The following is a 23,364-nucleotide window of genomic DNA, read 5'->3' on the forward strand; positions in this document are numbered from 1 at the left end:
AAGCAGTTGGCGTTTTCATCATGCCCCTCCGGTTCGAGTCCCGCCATCAGCTCCACTGTTATTCCCACAAAACAGAACCGGAATTTGGCAGCAGGTCAGGTCCACTTCAGAAAAAACAAACTCCTCTATATCATCTCCAAACTCATGAGGTACATATCTTCTCCATCTACCACTTTCGTGGCCAAACTTCCGCATTTCGGACAAGCCATGGCCAGCTCTTTCAGACTGCTTTCGTTTTTGCAATCGTGACAGTAGATCACCAGGGGCTGGATGTTCATGACAAACTCCGCCTCCTCGCAAATGGTTCCCTCTTTGAAAGTATCGAAAGCGGTCTGAAGCAGGTCCGGTTCCACGCCGCTGAGCACTCCGATCTTGGTGACGACCTTGACGATCTTTTGGGCCCTATGCTTTGTGGCATGCTCTTCGCACTGATTCAGCAACGCCTGGACGATCGAATATTCATGCATCATTTTTCCTGGTTATTGGATACAAAATCATCTCTTTCTCCTTGCCTCTTAACTCTTACCTTAACCCTGTGTCTTGCGATCCTTGTCGGTGCTCTGGAAGGACAGACTTTGTAGACGAAATCGTGACGCAGACGGTGAAAGTCGCTGTTTGGGTCCCAAAACTCCGGATACATCCGCTTCAGCTCCGCCTCCTTGCAGGCATCGATAAGCTCTCTCTCCGCCTCCAGCCGGTCTCTTTTGGCATCCAGCAGGTCGTAGTAGCGCTCCTCGTCAGTAAGAAGTTCCCGGCACCACTTTTTAAGAGAAGTTTCGTAAGCTTCGGCGGTAAAAACCGCATCGACCATCCCAAACCTTTTCGCTCTTTTGGCGCTGAGGGGCAGGCAGGCTTCGGTCACTTCTTTCGCTTTTGCCTCCCCTACCCTCCGTGGCAGGGTATAGGTATGGTATTCGCTGCCACTGAGTCCCATGGTTTTGTAGTGGGGGTTGAGCACCACCCCCTCTCTGGCCACAACAAAATCGCAGGCCAAACCCAGAAAAACCCCGCCGGCACCGGCGTTGGCCCCGAAGCTAGCTACGGTTAGAATGTCGTCAGAAAAGAGGATCGATTCGATGAGGTTGTTCATGGCGTTGATGTTGCTCCAGCCGTCTTCACCCTGTTTTTTGCTCTCTTCCAGAATGGTCAGGTGGATGCCGTTGCTGAAGAAGTTCGGCCCGCCGGTGAGCACGAGTAAATCCACCTCGTCGCGCAGCGTTTTGATGGCGTATTTGAGGCGTATGCACTGTTCGGCGCTCATGGCGCCGTTGTAGAAGTCAAATCCCAAATATCCGATACGGCCTTCTTGGACGAAGGTGATCTCCTTGAATGTTTCCAAATGCGGGTCGACATAGAGCGGAATGCGATGCTCCTTGATGCCTTTGAGCCGATTTTTGAGCACATAGGTCGCCGGAAGTTTGAAGCGATGGGACTCTTTGAGATGGCTTATCCAGACCGCGCCATCGACGGTTCCCAGGCAGATTGCGCCGTTACGTTTGGCCAGAACCTCTTTGGGGGCTCCTCGCAGTCTCCGTTCGGGGTGGGCTCCGTAGAGAGTGACCTCCAGTCCCAAAAGCGAGTCTTTGACCCCGGGATGGTTGTCAGAAGCGTTGATTTTTCGAACAATGGTTGCGGTATCGTCCTGCGACCAGTCGATGGCTCGATCCACCTGACGCACAGGGGCGTGCATCGGCTTTAGAGGATTTTGGGGTTTGGGATGAAAGGCGGGGTTTTCGAATTTCTCCAGTATTTCTTCAATTAAACACAATGTCGCCAGCCCCACCTCCGATCGGTAGATGCGCCCTTTGGGGCTTGTGGAAGGCATTTTAAAGCCTTTCGATGCCCAGATGGGCCCGGCATCCATCGCCTCTTCCGCCTGGAGAAGGGTGACGCCCCATTCGGTTTCTTTTCGCAGAATCGCCCAATCAAGCGAGCTGGGCCCACGGTCGCCGGGAGGACCGGGATGGACGATAAGGGTGGGGATGTTTCGCCAGATGGTTTCGGGCACCTTTTGCGTCAGATAGGGGCAGAGAATCAGTGAGGGTTTCCAAAGCGCCACCGCCTCCTCCATCAACCGGGGCGATCGGGCATACTCCACGCTCACCTCATGGCCCAGATCCTCCAAGCGGCAAAAGACCTGCTGTGTCAGGGAGTTGAAGGTGCTTACCAGCAGGAGAATGCGCATTCTCAGCAGATCCTCGGCAACAGTTCTCCCGTGGGCCAGTCAAGAAAGCGTCGGGTTCCCCAGGGGCTGTTGAGCACCACCTTGCCTGGATAGTCGCCCTTTACCTCTCCGATTCGCATCGCCATTTCACCGCCCGGGAAAGCTTCGAGAATTTCCAAGACCAAAGGTACGTCGGCAGGGTCAAGCGCCATGACGAAGGTGCCCTCGTTGGCCAAAAAGGCGGGTTCGAACCCCAGCAGTTCGCAAATGCCCCGCACTTCGTCGCTCACGGGGATCTCCTCTTCCTCGATTTCGATGCAAAGGTTATTGGCATCCGCCCATTCGTTGAGCACCGCAGCCAGCCCGCCCCTGGTGGCATCCCGCAGGGCGTGGGGCATGATGCCCGCATCCAGCAGCGACGCCACGTGGGGCCATAGAGAGGCGCAGTCACTTTTCAGTGCACTTTGAAGCTCCATCCCCTCCCTGGCGGCGAAGATCGCCGCGCCATGACGCCCGATATCGCGGCTGACGACGATGGCGTCTCCCTGGCGGATTTCGTTTATACCGATCCCCTCGCACTGCCGTTCCCCGATGCCGCTGGTGGTGATGAAAAGGCCGTCCACACTTCCCTTGGGCACCACTTTCGTATCGCCGCTGACGATAATCGCCCCGTTGAGGGCCAACTCCTTTTTGACGGAACGGACGATCTTCTCGAGACTTCGCATCTCCAAGCCCTCTTCGATCACCACCGAAAGAGAGAGATAGCGCGGCTTCCCCCCCATCATCGCCAGGTCGTTGCAGGTGCCGCAGACGCTCAGTTTGCCGATGTCACCCCCCGGGAAAAAGAGGGGCGTGACGGTGAAACTGTCGGTGGTGAAGGCGGGGCGCTGCAATGTTTCCAAGATCGCCGCATCTTCACCGCGGTCTAGAATTTCGTTGCCAAAATGACGCCAGAAAACCTCTTTGATCAATGCATGATTCTCCGCTCCGCCGTTGCCCTGGGCCAGAGTAATGGTCTTTTTCATCCAACGATGCTCCATAGCTTTATTATCATTTCAGCAAATCCCCATATTTGTAGTAAGCGGCGCAGGCGCCTTCGCTGCTGACCATACAGCTTCCCAGAGGTTTTGAGGGGGTGCAGGCGGTGCCGAAGACCTGGCATTCGGTGGGCTCGGCCATGCCCCGTAATATATCGCCGCAGATACAGAGTTTATGGTCTTCGATCTCTTCGACCGGCAGGATATCGGCATAGACTCTCTCCGCATCGAGATGGGCATACGCCTCCCGAAGTTTCAAGGCGCTATGGGGGATATTTCCCAACCCCCGCCATTTGAAAAGCCCCCGTTTTTCGAAAATCTTCTCGATCTGTTTTTGGGCTGTGAGATTGCCCTCCATCGTCACGCTGCGCCTGTACTGAATCTCCAGCGCGCAGCGGTTTTGAACGAATTGTCGTACCAGCATCCAAACCCCTTCCATCACATCCACCGGCTCGAAGCCGCTGACCACCACCGGCCGACCGTAGCGCTTGGGGAACTCTTTGTAGATTTTGGCGCCGGCGATCACGCTGACATGGCTGGGGCCGATGAAAGCGTCGATGCGGTTGTTGTAACTGTCGATATGCTCGTCACGGCTGTCGATGAGTTCGCGCATCACTTCCGGGACGGTGACATGGTTGATATGATAGAGCAGATTCTTCACCCCCAGCTTTTCGGCCCGATCGATGAGCGCCGCGGTCATCGGCGTGGTGGTCTCAAAACCGATGGCGAAGAAGATCACGGTTTTATCCGGGTTCTCTTTGGCGATCTTCAGTGCATCCAGAGGCGAATAGACGAAACGCACATCCGCCCCTTCGCTTCTGGCCTGTTGCAAGGAGCCTCGAGAACCCGGAACTTTGATCATATCTCCAAGTGTCACCAGAATGACGTCAGGCTGCCTGGCCAAAATAGTGGCATGGTCGATCCGCTCTTTGGGCATGATGCAGACCGGACAACCGGGACCGTGGATGAAACGGATGCTCTCTGGCAGCAACTGCTTGAGCCCATACTTCATGATGGTATGTGTATGGCCGCCGCATACTTCCATGATATTGACCGGCTTTTGCAGTCCCTTCGCCTCATTGTAAATGAGTTTCGCCAATGCCTTAATGGTGTCGGGATCTCTAAAATCATCATAAAGATTTTTCAGTTCCAACCGCATCCAACCCCTCTCTTACTACTAATCTCTTACATCTGATTCATCCCGAACAGTTGTTCCCATCCAGTATCGCCTGCCGCTTCTGCTCCTCATCCATCAGCGCCAAAATCTCCTTGTAGGTTTCGATGGATGCCAGCGCCTCCTCTTCACTGATGATATTCATGGCAAAGCCGATATGAATCAGCACATAGTCACCGATCTTCACCTCGTTTTCGATGAAATCGATCCCCACTTCCCGCTGCACACCCATCGTATCGACCACCGCCGTGGCTTTTTCTTTGTCGATTTTGACCACCTTACTCGGAATGGACAAACACACAACACCCTCCCATCGCTATCTATTACTTCTTACCTCATTTTCCGCTTGAACTCAATCCACTCGATCACCCGCTCTATCGTTTCAGGCTTCTTGATGTTCACTTCCAAAATATCCACCCCGGGTTTGATCTTTCTCGCTTCGTTCTTTTCGTGGTCGATGTCGTAATCGAAATAAGGAAGCAGGTCGGTTTTGGTAATGAGTACCAGATCGGCCTGGCGGAACATGACGGGGTACTTTTCGATCTTGTCGCTTCCTTCGGGCACGCTGACTAGAACGATGTTCAGGTGTGTACCCACATCGTAGCTCGCGGGACATACCAGGTTGCCTACATTCTCCACGAAACAGACGTCGATTTCATCCAGCGGCATATCGTGAAGCCCTTTATGGACCATGAAAGCATCCAGATGGCAGGCACTTCCCGTTGTAATCTGATACGCCGGTATCCCTTTGGCTTTGAGCCTCTCGGCGTCCCGGTTGGTCTCCAGGTCCCCTTCGATGACGCCGAACTTGAAAGGCGCCATCTCGGCCATCTTCTCCAATAGCGTCGTCTTTCCACTGCCCGGAGAGCTCATCAGGTTGATCGCCAGCACATTGTGGGCATCGAAATGGGCACGGTTGTGCGCCGCTTCGTGGTCGTTTTTGTCCAGAATCTTCTGAATCACCGAAATGGTCTTGGCATCGTTGAGCTGCGGATTGTGATGCAGATGCTCATGGGCCTTCTGATGCTCGTGAGAGTGATGGTCGTGGTCATGATGTTCGTGTCCGGCAATGGAACATCCGCAGTCTTTACACATGTTTGACTCCTTGGATATTTCGAATTTACACTAACATTTGTGAACCGACAAGCATCGAAACCGTTCCCGCGGTCGCAAATGCCAATCGGACGTTTCGTTTGCTAATCAGCAGGTTGTCGTTGACAAGAGAGATCAGGTAGCCAAAAATCATAAATACCAGCATCACTCCAAGAGTGAATGCCAGCACCATCCAGAGATTGACTTCGTTATGGGCAATGGCGCTCAGAGTCACCAACATTCCCCGCACACCGCCGATACCCATCAACGCTCCGATGGTCAGGGCCGAAGCGGTGCGCTTTTCGAAATCGGCATCGTCATGGTCGTGCGCTTTGCCGAACCAGATATGGATATGCTCCTTGCCCCGGTGGCTGTGGACGCCAAGCTGGATTCGGTCCGTCGCCGCCATAAAGAGCAGGTAGATGCCGATGAGAAGAATGACGGATGAGGAGATGACATCCCCATAGGCCAGAATCTCTTCGCTCAAATCGATATGCTGGAGTATTTTGGCGAAGATGAAGAGACTGATGCCGTGCCCAACGGCGAAAGCCAGGGTGATCCATAGGGTTTTGGCACGGCTTTTGCCGATGGAGAAATCGGCGATCGCCGTCAGATGGTCCGGTCCGAACGCATGCAATACCCCATACCAGAACATAATGGCGTAACCAATCGACATGCCAACCTCTTTAGTGAATACTTATTCAGTTTTTTCTTATTGTAACGCGCTATGATAAAACCATGATGAAAGAACGTTATTCCTGTTTAAAAAACGGACTAAATTTTTCCAAATGTTGCTTCTACTGCGGTGCAGCGGTCTATCGACTTTCAGACGGTCGCATCAAGTGCCGGGCTTGCCGTCGGCGCTACTCTCCCAAAAAAATCTGCCGTCGGTTGACCCTGGCACAATCCTTTTGCCGTAACCAGAGCGTCAAAGCGGCTGTGGAGCAACTCGGAATCAGTTACGTCAGCGCCAAAAACTTCTACGACCATCTTAGAAAATCTCTTTTGCCGCTGCTCGAAAGTGACTACGAAGCGGCCCGTGAGCAGGTGGAGCAATACGAAGAGACCCTCTATCTCGATCACAACAAACGCCGCGACAAGCGCTATATATTCGATGCCCAGAATTTTCTGACCTTCGTCTACGGAAACAGGGTTTACAACATTCTCATGCCCTCTCTTGAGCGTTACAAAACCACGCTGCTCGAGGACGGTATGCACGAACAGTACTGGAAAGAGTTTTCCCGTTTTCTCATTTTCCACCGTATCGCAAGGCTGGAGAGTCACGACAATGCCATCGAGCGTTTTCGACACTATTTCGATGGATTCATGAAGCCCTATCGTGGAGTGGATAGGGAAAATTTCATCTATTATCTAAAGGAAGCGGAGTTCAAATTCAACTACAAAGAAAAGTGTTTCGAGAAACTTATCGATCTTCTTCGACGGGCAGATTGAGCGCATACCAGACCTGTCCCAAGGCGATGCCTCCGTCGTTGGGCGGCAGTTGTTCGGGCAGCATAAGCTCTCTATCCTGCAGCAGGGGCAAAACTTTCTCCATCAGTGTCCTATTTTGAAAGACCCCGCCGGTGAGAATGAGAGGTAGATTGGGATGAGAATCGGAGAGGGAGACGATAATCTCTGCCAATGCCTGAATAAAAGCCGCTGCCGGGACAAGACGCCCTTCAATCAATCGGCGAAGCAGCGGTTCCCAGTCGATAATTCCATCCTTCACCACCAACAATTCTCCCAATTCTCCATTTTCCGTCGTCCATTTTCCATCTTTACTAGCCTGCGCCTCCAGAAGCAAGCCGCTTTCCCCCTCGTAGCTGATTTGTTGACAAAGCCCCATCAGCGAAGCCACACCGTCGAAAAGCCGTCCCATGGAGCTGGTTGTCGGCACGTTGGCGCCCCGCTCCCAGGCTCTGTGCAGCAGGCGAATCTCTTCGGGTCGAAAAGATTCGACCGTCGGGTTGCGTAGAGCCAGTACCTCCTCCAGCTCCAAAAACTCGAAAAGCAGCGCCAGGGCCACCCGCCTGGGCTCCTTGACCGCCTTTTCGCCACCCAGCAGCCGAAAGGGGCGCAATGACGCGATGCGTTCGAAACCGTATACATCCACGATCATCGCTTCGCCACCCCATATCGTGCCATCCTCTCCGTAACCGGTGCCGTCCCAGACGATCGCCAACGCCTTCTCGCGCCATCCGTGCTCCGCCATCACCGCCAACGCGTGGGCATAGTGGTGTTGTACTTTTTGAAGCATGAGAGGCAAGAGAGGATTTTTGGTCTTTCTTTGGGCCCATTTCGTGCTTTCGTAAAGGGGGTGCAGGTCGGTGACAACGGTTTGGGGCTTGAACTCGTAGAAACGTTCGAAGGTTTTGACGGTTCGATCGAAATACTCCATCGCCTCAAGACTTCCCAGGTCACCGATATGGGGACTGACGACGATTTTGTTGCCAAAAGTCAGCGTGATGGTATTTTTCTGGTTGGCCCCCACTCCCAGGATGGGCTTGTCGACCGTTTTGTCGAAGGTCAATGTCAGGGGCGTGATGCCTCGGGCCACCCGGAGCCACTGCACGCGTCCATCGACGATTTGCGCCACACTGTCGTCGCAGGCGTTGACAATCTCCCTGTCGTGATCGAGCAGGCCGTCGACGACATTCCCCAGTTTTTTTCGCAACTCTTCACCGTCGCGGATGATCGGCTCGTCGCTGAGATTGGCACTGGTCGCCACGATAGGCACATCCAGATGCTCGAAAAGGAGATGGTGCAGCGGCGTATAAGGCAACATCAAGCCGATGCGGTCGATTCCCGGGGCGACGGGTGAATCGTTCAAAATACTTTGTGTACAGAAAGCTTGTCTCAATAACACGATGGGGCGCTCTTTTGAAAGCAGCAGCGAGCGCTCGTTTTCATCCATTTGCGCCAGCCCTTCGGCCATCTTGAGATCTTTGACCATCAGGGCGAAAGGTTTGGCAGGACGACGCTTGCGGCGACGCAACTCGGCCACCGCTTCGGCATGGGTTGCGTCGCATATCAGATGAAAACCGCCCAACCCTTTGATGGCTACGATCTCTCCATTGCGTATCCGCCGTACGACTTTCTCGATCAGTTCACCCTGTTCTCCTTCTTCCTTTCTCCATTCACCCCGGTCATCCTTGCATAATAGCGATAGAGTGGGCCCGCATTCGGGACAGGCGATGGGCTGGGCATGGTAGCGGCGGCTTGTCGGGTCTTCGTATTCCGTTTTGCAGGCATCGCACATGGAAAAAGATGCCATGGAGGTGTTGGGCCGGTCGTAGGGAACGGTACGGATGATGGAGTAGCGGGGTCCGCAATCGGTGCAGGTTATGAAAGGATGGCCGAAGCGTCGGTTGGCCGGATCGCGCATTTCGGCCAGACAGGTGTAGCAAACCGCGATATCGGGGCTGACGGCTGTCGATTTCTCGGCGGTGGCTTGGGAAGAGAGAATTTCGAAACACTCATAACCGTGAGAGGGAATCTGGCGCACTTCCATCCCGTCAATGCGGGACAAAGGGGGCAACGCTTGTGGCAAAGCCTCCAAAAAATTCTTCAGTTTTCGCTCTTCTCCTTCGACAACCGCTTCCACCCCTTTTTCGTCATTTCGGACAAACCCTTTCAGCCCATGGCGCAGTGCCAGACGATAGAAGAAGGGACGGAATCCGACTCCCTGAACAATGCCATGAAAGAAGAGTCGATAAGAAGAAAGGTTTTGAGGCATAATTTTTCAGAAAAAGAGATTTTTCCGATTGTAACATATCTGTTTACCCATCCAGTGCGATCCGAGTGGAGAAATAGGGTTTGGAAATTTGGAATTTGCTCAATACGCGGCTGAAAAGCACCGTGCTTTCGAAAAAATCACCCATTAGCAGGAATTTGTCGATCTTGAATTCCCGTTTGAGTTGCCCTAGCACGGAAATGGTCATATCGCCGAAGGCTTCGAAAATGCTGTAGGCCAGATAGTGGGGCTCCGCGCCCGCCAGACGGAAACTCATGATCGACCCAAGCATCGCGGCATAGTCGAAGCCGTTTTCGCCAAAATTCATATCGATTTTCAGGCCGCCGTTTCCGTGAAACTCCAAAGCCAGATCGTTGAGTGCTGCGAAGGAACCATCTTCCTGACCCATGACAGCCATGATCGCTTCAAAAAGATCGTTCGTTTTCATTCCGGAAAGGATTTCCGATTCATCGGGATATCTTTCAGTGAAGTTTTCAAGGAGACGGCAACGGGTTTTGTCAGTTAGCATCGTTTTCAAAGTGGTTTGCAACTCGAAAGAAGGAAACTCGAGCGCTTTTTTGACTTTTTGATTGATCAAAACCGGAAAACTGATACCACGGTTTCGGCTAAGGTAGGCGCCGACGGCCTGATTCGCATTAGCCTCTTTCGCCACATTAACGAAGCGGTTGAGCACAGGATCGGCATGGAGATTTTTCAGCGGTGCGCTGATGCGGTTGTCATACACCATATGCAGATGTTCCTGTACCAAAACTACGGTGGGCTCGTTGGGCCGCTCGTTGAAAAATAGGGTACTGATGCCGCTCTCTTTGGCGTTTAAAGCAGCGAGCACGCTTTTGACATTGTAAGGGGCCTTGATTCGTAAAAATTTTTGACCGGTCATTGCCTGTAGTTCCGGGTCTTTGACGGTCAGTTTCAGCGTGGGTTTTTCGATGGAGAAGAGAGCTTTGAGCTCCTCGTCGGTAGCCAGAAAAAGCTCTCGGGCTTTCGTCGCATCACAGAGCAAGACCGTGTCGTTACCGTTGCAATGGGGAGAAAAACAGGTAGGATCCCGATCTTCGAATACCGCGTCGTTGGCGTAGTGGGTGCAACGGACCGTATCGTCCAAGTAGCGGTCACTGGCCGGGTCGGTAATCTCTTCCAGACAAAGGGGACAGGGAGCGATGGGATAGACCGGAGAATGGAAGCGGCTTTGGGCGGGTTCTCGATCTTCCCTTCTTGTGGTAATCTCTCCCAAAAAGATGGAATGGGGCAGATACTTTTGCGTATAGTTGCTGAAGCGCTCCAGTGCTTCGGCATCGCTTTCATCAAGGATCAAAGTGATGACCCCCTCTTTTTGTTCCACGCTGCCTTTCACACCGGTTTCATCGATGGCATGCTGCAGGAACCCTGTGAAATATCGGTGTTCTATTTTATATTCGATGGTTTGGACGATGGACATTCTTTTTGCCTTGTAACTTGTAATTGGTTGTTGGTGTATTGGTTTTATTGAGGAACGAAGCGTGGGGCCGTCGGTTCGGCGTAGCAGGAGATCACTTCATTAAGCGGCATGCCCGATCTCTTTTCTCGATACGTCACCCCGCTTCGCTCCAGTTCTCTGAGCGCTTCGGCTATGAAATCAAAGAAAGCCTTCTTCAGCGTTTCGCTCAGGCCCGCTTTGACGCTCAGAATGTCTTCTGGAACGATGCCGATAATGTGCACGTCACTCAGATTGCCGTTGAGCGCGGCGATTTCCAGCATCTCCACGATCTCCACCTCATGGGCGGTCTGTTTGTAGCTTCCCAACCCCAGCAACTCCTCGCCGGGAATGTTGAAAAGCGTTCCGGGCGCCTCGTTTTTCATCGTGATGGTATCGAGGATGATGACCTTGTCGTAATCGGTATAGTAGGTCATGAGCTGAAAGCCCAGGACGCCGCCATCTACCAGCGTCACGTTTCCGTCGAACTCGTAATTCTCCTGAAGGTAGCGCTGAGCGTAAACCCCTACCCCTTCGTCACGGAAAATGACCGTCCCGGCACCTACCACTGCTATGCGCAAAACAATCCTTTCAATTCCTATCTCTTACTTCTCACTTTTATTTCGTTTCGGGCAGAAGCCCGAAAACGATCACTTTTTGGCGAATTTGGTGCCGCCAAAAACGATGGCGATATCCCCTTCCTGCCAGAAGATGGTGCGCCATACTTCGTAATAGACATGAAACATTACCCAGGCGATGATGAAATACATTGTGGTATGGTGACTGATACGCACATCCATGTAGGTACCTCCGGTAAAGGCCACGATCCAGTCGGTCGCCAGGTGAAGGAGTGCGGGCCACCAGTCGCCGATACTGCTGTGTCCGCTCTCCAAACCGTGGACATAGAGTTGAAGCCCTGTCAACAGCATCCACAACAACAACAGGTGAAAGATGAAGAAATAGACCGCATTGAAACTGTCGGCATGGGCGGAATCGAATTTCTTGACTCGGTTGAAAGTAATCAAATTGATGAATACCGTAATAAATTCACCGATATTTTTGAAAGTGGGAACGATTTTCTTGATCGGTTTTTCGAAACGGCTGAAAAAGTAGAGATAGAAGATCACCACCGAACTGACATCGAAGACAATGGCCGCCATCAGGTGCACCCAGCGGTTCCAGGCCATCACGTATTTATCCACCGCCGGTTCGGCGATAAGCGTTTGATAGTAGGGATGGCCGATATAAAGGCCTGTTACCACCGCCGCGACCATACAGATCGCCACTATCCAGTGGTTGATTCGCATGGCGATGGTCATACGTTTGACTTTACGATACCTGCTTTTCATGATGCGCCTCCTTTAGATGGAGCAGCTGGTGCTGACCTTGAAACTACCCAATTCCCGGCCCTTGGTATCGACGATGTGAACCGCACAGGCGATACAGGGGTCGAAGCTGTGGACGGTTCTCAGGATCTCCAGGGGCTGCTCCGGATCGGCCACTTTGGTGCCGATCAACGCCGCTTCGTAGGCTCCCATACGCCCTTTTCCGTCTCGGGGTGAAGCGTTCCATGTGGAGGGAACGACCGCCTGGTAGTTTTCGATCTTGCCATCTTTGATTTTTACCCAGTGTCCCAGAGCACCTCGCGGCGCTTCGGCAAGACCGTAGCCCTTGGTTTCTTTACTGACAGCATCAAAATCGAACTCGGTCCATGTGCTGTGGTCGCCTGCCGCTACGTTGGCGGCCAATTCATCGATCCACTCCATCATCATGTCTGCCATCAGTTCCGTTTCGATAGCCCTGGCGGCAGTACGCCCGACAGTGGAGAAAAGGACACCGGCCGGTGCGGCTTTGCCCAGTCCCAGCAATGCGCCCAGCCGGTCCAGGAAGCCCATGACATACCTGGTAATCCGCTCGTCTTTGACTGCCACGCCGACCACCATGCGCGCCAATGGTCCCACTTCGACTCGATGATCGTCGTAGACCGGCGCTTTGACCCAGCTGTATTTCTCTTCGGTCTTCAGGTATGCGTAACCGTCAGATTTCTTTTCCAAGCCCGTATAGTGGGGCTCTGTTGTACCATCGAAGGGGTGTTGGGGCGCCGGAGCGTCGTACCAGCTGTGGGTGACATCCTCAGTCACCTTGGACTGATCGAAGGGGTGGAGCTTGTTCAAGTCGCCGTTTAGCACCACTCCACTGGGGAAGAGGAGTGCCGCTTTGTAAAACTCGTTGTCATCGAGACGGAAATCGCCGTATGCCATATAGTTTTTCAAGCCTGCGCCGGTACCGTCCAGGGCTTCGTCGGCATAGACGGTACCCGCCATCGCGATATCGGCAAGATAGGCGTTTTTAATGAATTGGCGCGCTTTGGTGAGAATCGATTTGAACTGGGCGTTGCGCGCGGGATTTCGAATATCCTGCACGCAGGTGACTCCTCCAACGACGATACTTTGCGGATGGGGCATCTTGCCGCCGTAGATCGCCATCAGCTTTGACATATCCCGTTGCATATCTAGTGCCTGAAGGTAGTGGGCAACCCCTATCAGATTTTGTTCCGGAGTGAGTTTGTAGTGTTTGTTGCCCCAGTAGCCGTTGGCAAAGAGTCCCAGACGTCCCTGTTTGACGAATTTGTTCAATCGCTCCTGAATCTGCTTCAATTCCGATTTGCTGGTGCCGTATGGGGTATCGGTCCATTTGTAGGATTCCGCTTCCGCTTTGGCGGGATCGGCTTTCAAGGCACTGGTGATGTCGATCCAATCCAGGCCGTGAAGGTGATAGAAGTGAACCACATGGTCGTGGATATAGAGTGATCCTTGCAGCAGGTTACGCACCAGGCGGGCGTTTTTCGGAATTTTAACACCAAAAGCATTCTCCACCGCCTCGATGGAACGCTGGTAGTGTGTGCCGGTACATACGCCGCAGATTCGCATGGCCAGGAGTCCGGCATCTCTGGGGTCGCGTCCTTTGAGGATCGTCTCGATCCCCCGGAACATCGTGGAACTGACGTATGCGTTTTTGATCACATTGTTCTCATCGATCACCGCCTCGATGCGAAGGTGCCCCTCGATCCGGGTGATGGGGTCGACAATAATATGTTTGCTGCTCATCGTTACTTCTCCTTCTCTTTTTTCCCTGCCGCAACGCTGATGGCGGCATGAATGGCGATTCCCACACCCGCGGCGGTCAAAAGCCCCAGACCGAACTGGTCGACACTCTTCTCCACTCCACCGGTGGGCGCTTTGATATTGGCGTCGGCCATGGGGCGTTCGTAGGCGTATTTGTCCCAAAATTGTGGCTCGGAACAGCCGATGCACCCGTGCCCGGCGCCGATGGGCCAGTTGGTCCCGCTGTTGTAACGGACGATGGAGCAGTTGTTGAAGGTCATAGGCCCTTTGCAGCCCATTTTGTAGAGGCACCAGTTGTTCTGCGCTCCCTCGTCACCCCACTCCTCGACGAACTCTCCCGCATCGAAGTGGGCCCGGCGTTCGCAGTTGTCATGAATACGGTATCCAAAAGCGAACTTGGGACGGTTGAGATGGTCGAGCTCTGGAATCTGTCCGGTCAAAACGAAGTGAAGAATCGTTCCCGTGATATTGGCCGGATTTGCGGGACAGGCGGGAATGTTGATGATGGGCTTGCCTTTGACGATATCCTGTACGCCCACGGCACCTGTCGGATTGGGCGAGGCGGCGGGGACGCCACCGAATGTGGCGCAGGTTCCTACCGCCACCACTGCAGCCGAATTGCCGGCCACTTTGAGCAGATGCTCTTCGAAGGTTTCCGCTTTGGCGCCGATGGTGCACCACTCTTTTCCCACTCCCACGGGAACGGAACCCTCTACCACACACAGATACTTTCCTTTGAAGGTCTTCATCGCCTCTTCAAGATGCTCTTCGGCCTGATGTCCGGCCGCCGACATCAAAGTTTCGTTGAACTCCAGGTCAATGGTCTCCAAAATCAGCTCGTCAATCGTCGGTGAGTCGGAGCGAAGAATCGCCTCGGAGTTGCCGGCACAATCTTGCAGTTCGATCCAGATGATAGGCACCCGGTTCATCAATTCCGCCGCTTCGGCCACCAGGGGTGTGAAGGAGGCGGGCAGCATCAGCATCGCCGTGATCGCACTGGCCCACTTCATGAAATCGCGTCGGCTGAGCCCTTCGGCGTCGAGTACCTTGTGGATATCGACTTTGGAGGCCGCCGGCGATTCCCTCAGCTGTCGTAGACGCTTTTCCATCGTTTTTTTCAATTTTTCGTAATAGGCCTCACCCCGATTGGTATTGACCCTTACCCCTTTGGCGCTGAACATTTTGGCCAATGCATCACGTCGATCCATCTTCTACCTCCTACGAATGAATAGTCATTCACCATTCTATGGGAGCCAAATTGAAAAATGGCTTAAAAATCAGAAAATTACTAAATTTTTGATAAATTTTTTTAAATCCTATTTAAAAAACGGACCAGGTTAAACTATGAGATAAAAGATGAGAGTTGAAAAGGTCTGCATTCAAAAAGTATATTCAGCACCCTCATCGCCACCGGCAATCTCCAACTTAAAATATCAAATCTATCCAATGCCCGATGCAAGTTTGGAAAGTAAAACTGAATGTCTTATGCCTCACACAGCACTTTTGTTACTTGATAGACAAAATCTCTTACTTCTTACCTCTTCCCTCACTTCGTCGTGCAGACCGAACAGACGTCGAAAGCTTTGAAAACCAGTTCCGCCGGATCGTTACGATGGAGCCCAATCAGCGCTTTTTGGGCAGGATAGAGGTTGTCGCGACTGCCGTTGCCCAGGTTCCACTGGGTTGGCGTTACGATGCGGTAACGGGCAATTTTTCCCTCTTCGATCTCTATTTGATGAATCAGCGAACCCCGGGCCGCTTCGACGACACCCGTGCCTTTCGCTTCTTTCGGCATGGGTCCCGGATCGATCCAGGCCGCCTGGGAGAGGTCCAGCTTCTGCAGTGTTTCATCCAGATAGCGCAGGAGCCTAGGTACTTCGCAGACGCGGGCGAGTATGCGGCTAAAAAGCGAATCTTTGTACCGCCGGTGAGCCTCTTTGATAAGCGGTGTTTTCATGACCATCGCCCTCGCCAGTGGGCCCGTTTCGTAGGCGCGTCCCCGGTAAGCGACCAAACGTGCGGCACTTTTTTGTATCTTTTCTTCTTTCAAATAACGCAGATCCAGATGCTTTCTCATGCGGGTGGCCGTCGATTTTCCGCTTATGAAAAAACCGCTCTCTCCAAAAACGATGAAGCGATCCAGACTCTGACCCATCCGTTCCCAGCCAAGATCGAGTATCGTTCGCATCGCCTGGGGAAGGTCCCCTTTCTTACCGAGCATCTCCTCGATACGGTCGCATCTAACAAAATAATCGAGATCCACATCGATCAGATAACGCCGAAAAATCTCTTTAAGTTGCTCCAATCGGTGTCGAAACTCCAAAAGATCCACAGGGGTGATCTCTCCCGTTATGCCTCCGGGAATCGCGTAACTGTTATGAGGGTATTGTCCTGCCAACAGGGCGATCATCTCACCGGCGAGTCGAGAGGGTTCCAAAGCCCTCTCGATCGGTGCTTCAATGTCCAAAAGAGGCAGAATCGTCAGGTAGAACCATTTGAAATGGTTTTGCAGCAGTTCCAGGCTTAGGGTCATTTCCCTGATTTTCAGCGCTTTGTCGCTTATTTTAATGGCCTCGTAACAATCTTCCAACGCCCGAACCGTGGCGATCAGGTGCGCATGACCGCAGATGCCGCAAACCCTGGGATTGATGCTAAGCGCATCCATCGGGTCCCGCCCTTCGAGAATCTTTTCGATATGGCGACTGCTCAGAAAGCGGATTTGGGCGAAACCGATTCGCTCTCCTTCGTATTCGTAGAGAACCTGGGCTTCTCCCTCGATCTTTTCGATCAGTTCCAACCGGGTGCGGGTCGCCATCACTCCTCTTTCATCAAGGGCGTGTAGAATCGTTCGATGCGAAAGGCCTTGGCGATGCCCGCCAAAGAGAGATAGGCCCTGCGGGGAACACCCAGGGGCATCCGCGCTGGTATACCCATATGCTTGGGGGTTTGCCAAAGATTCTCTTTGGGAAAATCGGGCTCGGTGCATCCCATGCAGGGCTGACCGTTGCGGGTTTTGGAACCCAGGCCATTCCAGAGAATTTTGTTGCAGCTGCCGTGTGTGTAGGTGCCCTGACAGCCATGATCGTAGAACATACACCCTTCCAGTCGGCCAAAACGGTGTTCGTCGATTTTGTATTCGAAGTATTCGTTACGAATGCAGCCGTCGTGCACGGTGTAGGCATAATAGTATTTGGGTCGTCGCAAAGGGTCCAATGGGATGTCCGTTTTCCTTTTTAACAGTGAAAGGGTTCCCGCGAGCACTTCCGGCTGCACGGGACACCCGGGCAGGCTGATGCTTTTTTGCCAAAAGTTTTTGAAAATATCCAGACGCTCGTCTCCTCGAAAATGCAGACCACTGCGCCCCTTGCCACCCTGAGCGAAAATACCGCCAAAAGTGGCACAGGTCCCTACCGTTACGATATGGTGCGCCTGTTTACCGTAATGCTCCAACAGCTCCATATAAGGCCGTCGGTACTTCACGTACCCCTCTTCCAATGTGCCGTCGACCAGCAACACGTCACAACCCTCGGCCATCCCTTTTTCAACCTCTTTGAAACTATATTCGGATGGTAATAGCGGATGGTAAAGCCATTCGAACTCTTTCTGCCATACTTTAAAACCCGGATAGTTCAAAAGGGCATGGGCGTTTCCGTTGCATGCAAGTGCCGAGAGCCAGAGTAGTCGCATCATGCCACCTTGAGGGCGTTATAGATATTCATGGAAATATCGTCAATATAAGCCTCCATCGGTTTGGGGAGGATCGACTCTCCGGCCAGGAAAACCATCCCGCCAAGATACCCCATAAAAAGCCCGAAAGCACTGAAAAAATCCTGATTTTTCAGCTCGCCCCGCGCTACACCGTCGTCGAAGAAGATCATAATTTCCGTCACGAATTCGTTGACGCATATCATCCCTTCGCACCCCTCTCCGAAAACCTCCCGATTGGAGAGATAGACCCTTAAAAAGAAATCGATCATTTCCGGTTCGTTTTGTGCCGTTTCGAAGTAGGTTTCGACGATTCCACGGATTTTTTCCCGACTGGAAAGAGCGCTTTCATTGATCTTTCGAATCCGCTTCCCCAGATAGGCGGAGATGTATCGAAGAATCTCCTGGGCCAGAATCTCTTTGGAAGGGAAATAGTTGTAGAAATTTCCGACGCTCATTCCAATATGGCGGGCGATATCCGGAATGGTTGTAGCATGAAACCCTTTTTGCGCGAAAAGTTTCAGCGCCCCCGAGAGAATTTGAAGACGACGTTCCTCTTTTGTTGACGATTTCACATCTCACTCCAATATTTGGTCTCATCGGTTGATGAGAGACACTTTTGGCAAAATTATAACCGAATGTAGGTGCCAAAATTATCCCGATACCCTAACTGGAAATTGATCCAAAGAGAGATTCCAATCCTCTGATGACACCGTTGTAAAGCTAATAGTCTATAACAAAGCATAAGGACACCCCGCCGCTTGGATGTGGCCACGTCCCAAGCAGAGGATACTATCAAGTGGCATCATAGCATAATCGTCCACGTAGTTCGGATAAAATCATCGAAATCGACAGCGGTCACTATCCGCTTTCACTCTCTGTGAGAAACGGCGGATTGAAACGACACCGGTTTTTGAATTGGCCAATAAAACAATTTCCTTTTTTACCGATTTATCCATAGTATAATAACATTATCCAAAAGGTAGGAAATGATCCGTTCCCTCTTTTTCCGCATGCGTCTCGTCCATTGGATCGGTATCGCGCTGCTGCTTCTCAATGCATTTTTGTTTACAGACAATCCTATCGGTACGGCCGTACAGGTGGTGATCGCGCTCGTTATCTTTGTCCACGACCTCGACGAAAAGTTCAACGGTGTCGACCTGACGAAAAAGATGACACGCTATCTGGAAGAGATGAAACTCTCCATGCCCTTGAGAGTTGATGCCAAATACAGTATCGAGTATGAAAAACTGATGCATGCGATCAACAATTTTCGCGACAAGGTTCAGCAAGTCGTCGATCTCGGCTCCCTCGCCGAGGAGATAGGTCGCCTGGAAAACAGAGTACAGCAAACATCCGAAACCGTCGATGCCATTGTCGAAGAGACAAGGGAAATGTCGCGAAAAATCGACGAATCTCTCGACACTGCACAGGACGAGGGAAGGAAAAATATCGAATTTTCCGGGAAGCTGCAGGCCGAAATAACCCATGTGGGGCAATCCATAAAAACGGCGCAGGATGTCATCGTCGAACTGAACGAAAATATAGATAATCAGCATCAGCGCAGTCTGGAGGTCAACACGCGTCTGCAGTCGCTTGCGGATACGACCGCGCAGATCAAGGATGTTTTGGGCATCATCTCGGACATCGCCGACCAGACCAACCTTCTGGCACTCAATGCGGCCATCGAGGCCGCAAGGGCAGGAGAACACGGGAGGGGATTCGCCGTTGTCGCCGATGAAGTGCGAAGTCTGGCCGAAAAGACACAGAAAAGTCTGAGTGAAATCAATATCACCATCAACACGATCGTTCAGTCTGTCAGCGACGTTTCCCAACAGGTCGATCATGATGCGCGAAACATGCAGACACTCGTCGAAAAGAGTTCGCAAGCCCACCGCAGCATGGAAGAAGCGGACAGGCTCATCGACAGTGTCGTCGCACTCAGCAACGACGATATCGAAAACTCGAAAATCATCGAGGACGAAGTGATCCGAACAAAAGGGATGACGAAAGAGCTGACCGAGAAAATTCAGGCCATCAAAAAAATCGTCGAAGACAACCACAGCGTCATCCAGACGCTCATTGCCAAAGTCAACGCCCTCAAAGAGCAGATAGCCGCCGTCTGACATCCGTTGCGGCCAGTCTGCCAAAGCCTTATTTTGGATTATTCTTCATAAAATCGCGTTGAACTTTGTTGGATCGTTCATCTGCACGTGGATGCAGACCGGCCCTTGTTCGGGCATATTCTCTTGCCGATACCTTTGACAATCACTCCGGCGGATGCCGTAAAATGCCACTTGAAAACAGAAAAGCTGTTAACGGTATTTGCAGTATTTGGGATTTTTGCGGGCCAACTTCTCCATCGACATCAGGGCGGGATAGCGGTACCGTTCGAGATACTTTTTCGGCTCCCCGATGATTTCGAAAGGAACATTCGCTATGCGAAGAAGCCGGTAGAAATTACCTTCGACGGCACAGAGCAGATACTCCATCCCTTCCCGCTTCATCAGAGGGCAGCCGTTGAGCATGATGAGCTTGAAGATTTTGATGGCGGTCTGGATACTCCGGTAGCGCCGATCGACGGTGATGCGGGATATTTCACACAGTTTTTCGGCGGGGATCTCTTCGAGCAAGTCATTCATCTCCATGACGTTGAGAGTGGGAAAGCCGATGGGAGAACGGTAGATGAGACGAAAACATCCGACCATCTCCCCTTTTTCATCCAAGACGGCGAAGTGGTCGGCATACGCATCGTATCGATCTTTTTCCAGGCCGTCGGGATAGTGTGATTTGTCCAGAGTTTTGATCTCTTTGCAGAGTACTTCGTAGCGGAGCCTGTATATCTTTCGAAGAAGCTCTTCGGTTTCGGCCTTGACGATTTTCACATCGGACTCTTTGGGTTGGCGATGATTTTTGAAAAAAACATTATACCAATTTCCCGACCGATTCGCTTTCTGCGAGCAGTTGCAGCACGGTTTTTCGCCTGGCGGTGTCGACGCGGCGGCACGCCCCTTTGAAAGCGGTCTCTTCACCGACGATGATGCACATCTTCTTCGCCCTTGTCACGGCGGTATAGAGAAGCTTGGCATTGTGCATGATGTAATGGCTGTAACTCATGGGAATGATTACTGTATCGTATTCCATCCCCTGGGTTTTGTGGATCGTCAGCGCATAGGCGAGTGTCAGATACTCTCCAAGCATCTCGTAGCCGTACCGTACTACCAGATCTTCGTTGGGATAATAGACAAAACACTCCTCTTCCTCCGGGTCCATTTTGAAAACGAATCCTATCATTCCGTTGAAGATGCGCTGATCGACGGCCCCCTCCTCTTTCTTGAACTTTTCGGAGGACCAGGTGGGCATATTTTCGTTTTTTATATGGACGACCTTGTCGAAAAGGCTGTATGTATAGGCACCTTTTTCAACACTCTGCCTGGCATAGGGATTGTAGAGCGCCTGAAGATGGCGGTTGAGATTTTCGACACCGAGCGGACCGCCCCGCATCGGGGTGACGATCTGCAGATGGCCCAGGTATGCTCGGACATCTTTTTCTTTCAGAGACTCCCTCGCTTCGAGTATATAGGGGACCGCCTCTTTTTTGATCGCTTCGAGAATCGCCAGATTGTGCCGCTCTCTCAGTTCCCTCTTCTCCTCCTCCCTCAGCGTGTGACGCACGGCATGGTAATGGGGAATCGTCAGGTCGACGAATTTGAAATCGGCATATGTTCTGCGATATTCCGGAATCTGTGCCCGTCGTATGGCGTCGGCGATCACGGCGATTGCGAGCTCTTCGCTCTGTCGGTAGATTTTGGTCAGTTTGATGACGGGAAGCAGTTCATATTTTATAATATCTGAGAGTGTGTTCCCCGCACCGATGGGCGGCAACTGTCCGTCATCCCCGACAACGAGAAAAACCGTGTTCTCTTTGAGTTTCGAGATGAGTTGATAGAATATCTGCGAATTGACCATCGAGGCTTCGTCGAGAAGCACGACATCATAGGGAAGGCACTCCTGCTCCCTGTGGGCGACCAGAAGGCTCTGAATCGTGGCGGAGCAGAAGCCCGTTGTTTCGTGAATGCGCTGGGAAGCGATACCGCTGAGTGCCGTGGTTACGATGGCATCGTATCCGTAGCGTCTTTCAAGAAGCTTGAGCATCATCCTGGCACTGGTGCTCTTTCCCGTTCCGGCGTATCCGACGAGGGCCAGTGCCGTGACACCTTCGTTGAGCAGGCGCACGGCAGCTTTTTGCTCATCTCCCAGACGGAAACCGGCTTCCCTCTCCTCTTCGGCGATGAAGGCGTCGATATCTTCGACCAGAGGTTCGAGGCGGATTTTCGCCCTCCTCTTGAAAAAACGCCAGATGCCCTCTTCGGCGGTGAAATAGAAGGTGTGGGCCAGATGGCCGCCGATCTCTTTGAGGGTCTCCTCCTTCACCATTTTCCCTATGACATCTTCGATCAGGGCCGTTTCATTCTCCATCCGCAGCTCTTCCTGCAACTTTTGGACAAAGAGGCTTTTTTCGACGGCACTGCTGCCCTGCTGTTCGCTGATTTCCCTGATCAGATAGTTTATGGCGGCTTCGACACGGAAAGGGGATCGGGGATCCAGCCCCATGGAGCGCGCCATCTCGTCGGCCCGTTTGAATCCGACCCCTTTGACCTGTGTGATGATGTAGGGGTTGCGGCGGATGGCCTCTATCATGTCGTCGCGGCCGGAAAATGTCTGATAGATTTCGCCGACGATGCTTTGATTGATCCGGTAGGGTGCCAGAAACATCGCGAGATCACGGATCTCTTTGTAGCGCTGCCAGCTCTGCGTAATCTGGGCGAGTTTTTTCTCCTTGATCCCTTTGAATGCGAGGAGCTTCTGCGGATTTTCATCGAGTATCCGAAGCAGCTCCTCCTCGCCGTAATGGTCGATAAGACGTTTGACCAGCTTTCTGCCGACTCCCTTGACCACTTTGGTCAGATAGAAATAGAGTTCGCTTCCTTTTATGCCAAGTTCCGTAAACTCAAATTGCGGGCCGAACTTCGGATGCTCCTGCCATGTCCCCTCCAGCTCGACATCCTGCCCCACGAGTGCATCGATATCGGCGATGAGGCAGTTTCCCGATATTTTGGTTCCGCCTTCGAGCAGCGCGATAAGAAATCCCTCTTTCTGAAAGAGAATCCTTGCAACCTTTCCGCTCAGTTTCACAGAAGTCTCTTTCGCAGCTCACGGTAGTCGGGAATATGTGCCGCCACGAGATGCCAGAAAGGTTTTCGGTGATGTTTGTAGCGGATGTGCGCCAATTCGTGCACGACAACGTAATCGATAATGTCGGTATCGTAACACATAAGCGCGGTATTGAAGGTGACGATGTTGTCACGGCTGCAGCAGCCCCAACGGCTCCTGTACCAGCGGTGGCGCACCGCTTTGGGAAAAAGTCCCGTTACCGCGGACCAGTAGGCGACTCTCTTTTCGAAAAACTCCCCGGCATGTTCGGTATAGAAACCGCGCAACGCCCTCTTTAGATCGTCGGGGGTGCGCATGAGAAAAACAAACCGATCCCCCTCCCATCTTACTTCACTGAACCGTGCCGATTCTGCGATGACGGGATAGTCGCGCCCCAGATACCATGCCCGACACCCCTCCGTGAAGACGGAAGGATTGACACGGGCGTGTTCGAGCCTCTGTTTCAGGCGTTTGAGTACCCAGCCCTCTTTTGAAACAAGAAACGATTTGATCTCTCCCATCGGAAAGGAGAGAGGAGCCGAGAGATGGATTGTTCCGTCACTTTTGACGCGCAGGTAGAGGTTTTTTTGACCTTTTCTGCGCATCACGGCGCAGGAGAGTATGGTACCGTCATCGCAGATGTGCA

The 23,364-nt window shown here is 52.4% G+C and carries 21 protein-coding genes; 2 read left to right on the top strand and 19 right to left on the bottom strand.

The window, feature by feature from the left end; translation table 11 throughout:
• Positions 1 to 125: 125 nt before the first annotated feature.
• Genes hypA through JMG82_RS01930 form a run of 7 tightly spaced genes read right to left on the bottom strand, consistent with a single transcriptional unit; the run spans position 126 to position 6,143 of the window.
• Positions 126 to 467: a hydrogenase maturation nickel metallochaperone HypA gene (gene hypA, locus JMG82_RS01900; protein ID WP_201353251.1), complete on the bottom strand. Its 342-nt coding sequence runs from the start codon at positions 465 to 467 to the stop codon at positions 126 to 128.
• Complete coding sequence (locus JMG82_RS01905; protein WP_201353252.1) at positions 467 to 2,185, bottom strand: hydrogenase maturation protein; 1,719 nt, start codon at positions 2,183 to 2,185, stop codon at positions 467 to 469. The genes hypA and JMG82_RS01905 overlap by 1 nt, the downstream gene beginning before the upstream one ends.
• A gap of 2 nt (positions 2,186 to 2,187) precedes the next feature.
• Complete coding sequence (hypE, locus tag JMG82_RS01910; RefSeq protein WP_201353253.1) at positions 2,188 to 3,189, bottom strand: hydrogenase expression/formation protein HypE; 1,002 nt, start codon at positions 3,187 to 3,189, stop codon at positions 2,188 to 2,190.
• Between the two features lie 25 nt (positions 3,190 to 3,214).
• Entirely contained in the window at positions 3,215 to 4,360 is a 1,146-nt protein-coding gene (gene hypD, locus JMG82_RS01915; RefSeq protein ID WP_201353254.1) for a hydrogenase formation protein HypD, read from the bottom strand.
• A 37-nt stretch (positions 4,361 to 4,397) separates the two neighbouring features.
• Positions 4,398 to 4,676: a HypC/HybG/HupF family hydrogenase formation chaperone gene (locus tag JMG82_RS01920; RefSeq protein ID WP_201353255.1), complete on the bottom strand. Its 279-nt coding sequence runs from the start codon at positions 4,674 to 4,676 to the stop codon at positions 4,398 to 4,400.
• A gap of 29 nt (positions 4,677 to 4,705) precedes the next feature.
• A complete protein-coding gene (gene hypB, locus JMG82_RS01925; protein ID WP_201353256.1) occupies positions 4,706 to 5,470 on the bottom strand; it encodes a hydrogenase nickel incorporation protein HypB in 765 nt (254 codons plus the stop codon).
• A gap of 25 nt (positions 5,471 to 5,495) precedes the next feature.
• Positions 5,496 to 6,143 (bottom strand): hypothetical protein, encoded by a 648-nt coding sequence (locus tag JMG82_RS01930; RefSeq protein WP_201353257.1) that lies wholly within the window; start codon positions 6,141 to 6,143, stop codon positions 5,496 to 5,498.
• A 62-nt stretch (positions 6,144 to 6,205) separates the two neighbouring features.
• On the opposite strand from JMG82_RS01930, the gene JMG82_RS01935 reads away from it, so the two are divergent.
• Positions 6,206 to 6,919, top strand: a complete 714-nt coding sequence (locus JMG82_RS01935; RefSeq protein ID WP_201353258.1) for a transposase — start codon at positions 6,206 to 6,208, stop codon at positions 6,917 to 6,919.
• Here the strand turns inward: JMG82_RS01935 and hypF are convergent.
• From hypF to JMG82_RS01980, 9 genes are all read right to left on the bottom strand, one after another.
• Positions 6,891 to 9,203, bottom strand: a complete 2,313-nt coding sequence (gene hypF / locus JMG82_RS01940; protein ID WP_201353259.1) for a carbamoyltransferase HypF — start codon at positions 9,201 to 9,203, stop codon at positions 6,891 to 6,893. The two genes, JMG82_RS01935 and hypF, sit on opposite strands and share 29 nt — an antisense overlap.
• Positions 9,204 to 9,246: 43 nt before the next feature.
• Positions 9,247 to 10,659 (bottom strand): hydrogenase, encoded by a 1,413-nt coding sequence (locus JMG82_RS01945; protein WP_201353260.1) that lies wholly within the window; start codon positions 10,657 to 10,659, stop codon positions 9,247 to 9,249.
• Between the two features lie 44 nt (positions 10,660 to 10,703).
• On the bottom strand, positions 10,704 to 11,255 hold the full coding sequence (locus JMG82_RS01950; RefSeq protein WP_201353261.1) for a HyaD/HybD family hydrogenase maturation endopeptidase: 552 nt from the start codon (positions 11,253 to 11,255) through the stop codon (positions 10,704 to 10,706).
• Positions 11,256 to 11,324: 69 nt separating this feature from the next.
• The gene (locus JMG82_RS01955) at positions 11,325 to 12,023 is read right to left on the bottom strand and encodes a cytochrome b/b6 domain-containing protein (protein WP_201353262.1); all 699 of its coding nucleotides are present in this window, start codon (positions 12,021 to 12,023) and stop codon (positions 11,325 to 11,327) included.
• A 12-nt stretch (positions 12,024 to 12,035) separates the two neighbouring features.
• A complete protein-coding gene (locus tag JMG82_RS01960; protein ID WP_201353263.1) occupies positions 12,036 to 13,781 on the bottom strand; it encodes a nickel-dependent hydrogenase large subunit in 1,746 nt (581 codons plus the stop codon).
• Positions 13,782 to 13,783: 2 nt separating this feature from the next.
• On the bottom strand, positions 13,784 to 15,007 hold the full coding sequence (locus JMG82_RS01965; protein WP_201353264.1) for a hydrogenase small subunit: 1,224 nt from the start codon (positions 15,005 to 15,007) through the stop codon (positions 13,784 to 13,786).
• A gap of 338 nt (positions 15,008 to 15,345) precedes the next feature.
• Positions 15,346 to 16,614, bottom strand: a complete 1,269-nt coding sequence (locus tag JMG82_RS01970; protein ID WP_236579163.1) for a nickel-dependent hydrogenase large subunit — start codon at positions 16,612 to 16,614, stop codon at positions 15,346 to 15,348.
• On the bottom strand, positions 16,614 to 17,489 hold the full coding sequence (locus JMG82_RS01975) for an NADH-quinone oxidoreductase subunit B family protein (protein WP_236579164.1): 876 nt from the start codon (positions 17,487 to 17,489) through the stop codon (positions 16,614 to 16,616). The genes JMG82_RS01970 and JMG82_RS01975 overlap by 1 nt, the downstream gene beginning before the upstream one ends.
• The gene (locus JMG82_RS01980) at positions 17,486 to 18,079 is read right to left on the bottom strand and encodes a TetR/AcrR family transcriptional regulator (protein WP_201353266.1); all 594 of its coding nucleotides are present in this window, start codon (positions 18,077 to 18,079) and stop codon (positions 17,486 to 17,488) included. The genes JMG82_RS01975 and JMG82_RS01980 overlap by 4 nt, the downstream gene beginning before the upstream one ends.
• A 414-nt stretch (positions 18,080 to 18,493) precedes the next feature.
• Here JMG82_RS01980 and JMG82_RS11910 point away from each other — a divergent pair, with 414 nt between their 5' ends.
• Positions 18,494 to 19,630 (top strand): methyl-accepting chemotaxis protein, encoded by a 1,137-nt coding sequence (locus JMG82_RS11910; protein WP_201353267.1) that lies wholly within the window; start codon positions 18,494 to 18,496, stop codon positions 19,628 to 19,630.
• A gap of 189 nt (positions 19,631 to 19,819) precedes the next feature.
• On the opposite strand, the gene JMG82_RS01990 is transcribed toward JMG82_RS11910, so the two are convergent.
• Genes JMG82_RS01990 through JMG82_RS02000 form a run of 3 tightly spaced genes read right to left on the bottom strand, consistent with a single transcriptional unit; the run spans position 19,820 to position 23,323 of the window.
• Entirely contained in the window at positions 19,820 to 20,389 is a 570-nt protein-coding gene (locus JMG82_RS01990) for an acyl-homoserine-lactone synthase (protein ID WP_201353268.1), read from the bottom strand.
• A gap of 40 nt (positions 20,390 to 20,429) precedes the next feature.
• Complete coding sequence (locus tag JMG82_RS01995; protein ID WP_201353269.1) at positions 20,430 to 22,700, bottom strand: AAA family ATPase; 2,271 nt, start codon at positions 22,698 to 22,700, stop codon at positions 20,430 to 20,432.
• Positions 22,697 to 23,323, bottom strand: a complete 627-nt coding sequence (locus tag JMG82_RS02000; RefSeq protein ID WP_236579203.1) for a M48 family metallopeptidase — start codon at positions 23,321 to 23,323, stop codon at positions 22,697 to 22,699. The genes JMG82_RS01995 and JMG82_RS02000 overlap by 4 nt, the downstream gene beginning before the upstream one ends.
• Positions 23,324 to 23,364: the final 41 nt, after the last annotated feature.

The sequence above is a fragment of the Hydrogenimonas urashimensis genome, assembly GCF_016593255.1.
Classification (GTDB): domain Bacteria; phylum Campylobacterota; class Campylobacteria; order Campylobacterales; family Hydrogenimonadaceae; genus Hydrogenimonas; species Hydrogenimonas urashimensis.

What these genes read in the sequence shown, in the direction of transcription:
- hypA (WP_201353251.1), bottom strand. Translation starts at nt 467, where the DNA reads ATGCATGAATATTCGATCGTCCAGGCGTTGCTGAATCAGTGCGAAGAG.
- JMG82_RS01905 (WP_201353252.1), bottom strand. Translation starts at nt 2,185, where the DNA reads ATGCGCATTCTCCTGCTGGTAAGCACCTTCAACTCCCTGACACAGCAG.
- hypE (WP_201353253.1), bottom strand. Translation starts at nt 3,189, where the DNA reads ATGAAAAAGACCATTACTCTGGCCCAGGGCAACGGCGGAGCGGAGAAT.
- hypD (WP_201353254.1), bottom strand. Translation starts at nt 4,360, where the DNA reads ATGCGGTTGGAACTGAAAAATCTTTATGATGATTTTAGAGATCCCGAC.
- hypB (WP_201353256.1), bottom strand. Translation starts at nt 5,470, where the DNA reads ATGTGTAAAGACTGCGGATGTTCCATTGCCGGACACGAACATCATGAC.
- JMG82_RS01930 (WP_201353257.1), bottom strand. Translation starts at nt 6,143, where the DNA reads ATGTCGATTGGTTACGCCATTATGTTCTGGTATGGGGTATTGCATGCG.
- JMG82_RS01935 (WP_201353258.1), top strand. Translation starts at nt 6,206, where the DNA reads ATGATGAAAGAACGTTATTCCTGTTTAAAAAACGGACTAAATTTTTCC.
- hypF (WP_201353259.1), bottom strand. Translation starts at nt 9,203, where the DNA reads ATGCCTCAAAACCTTTCTTCTTATCGACTCTTCTTTCATGGCATTGTT.
- JMG82_RS01945 (WP_201353260.1), bottom strand. Translation starts at nt 10,659, where the DNA reads ATGTCCATCGTCCAAACCATCGAATATAAAATAGAACACCGATATTTC.
- JMG82_RS01955 (WP_201353262.1), bottom strand. Translation starts at nt 12,023, where the DNA reads ATGAAAAGCAGGTATCGTAAAGTCAAACGTATGACCATCGCCATGCGA.
- JMG82_RS01960 (WP_201353263.1), bottom strand. Translation starts at nt 13,781, where the DNA reads ATGAGCAGCAAACATATTATTGTCGACCCCATCACCCGGATCGAGGGG.
- JMG82_RS01965 (WP_201353264.1), bottom strand. Translation starts at nt 15,007, where the DNA reads ATGGATCGACGTGATGCATTGGCCAAAATGTTCAGCGCCAAAGGGGTA.
- JMG82_RS01970 (WP_236579163.1), bottom strand. Translation starts at nt 16,614, where the DNA reads ATGGCGACCCGCACCCGGTTGGAACTGATCGAAAAGATCGAGGGAGAA.
- JMG82_RS01975 (WP_236579164.1), bottom strand. Translation starts at nt 17,489, where the DNA reads ATGATGCGACTACTCTGGCTCTCGGCACTTGCATGCAACGGAAACGCC.
- JMG82_RS11910 (WP_201353267.1), top strand. Translation starts at nt 18,494, where the DNA reads ATGATCCGTTCCCTCTTTTTCCGCATGCGTCTCGTCCATTGGATCGGT.
- JMG82_RS02000 (WP_236579203.1), bottom strand. Translation starts at nt 23,323, where the DNA reads ATGCGCAGAAAAGGTCAAAAAAACCTCTACCTGCGCGTCAAAAGTGAC.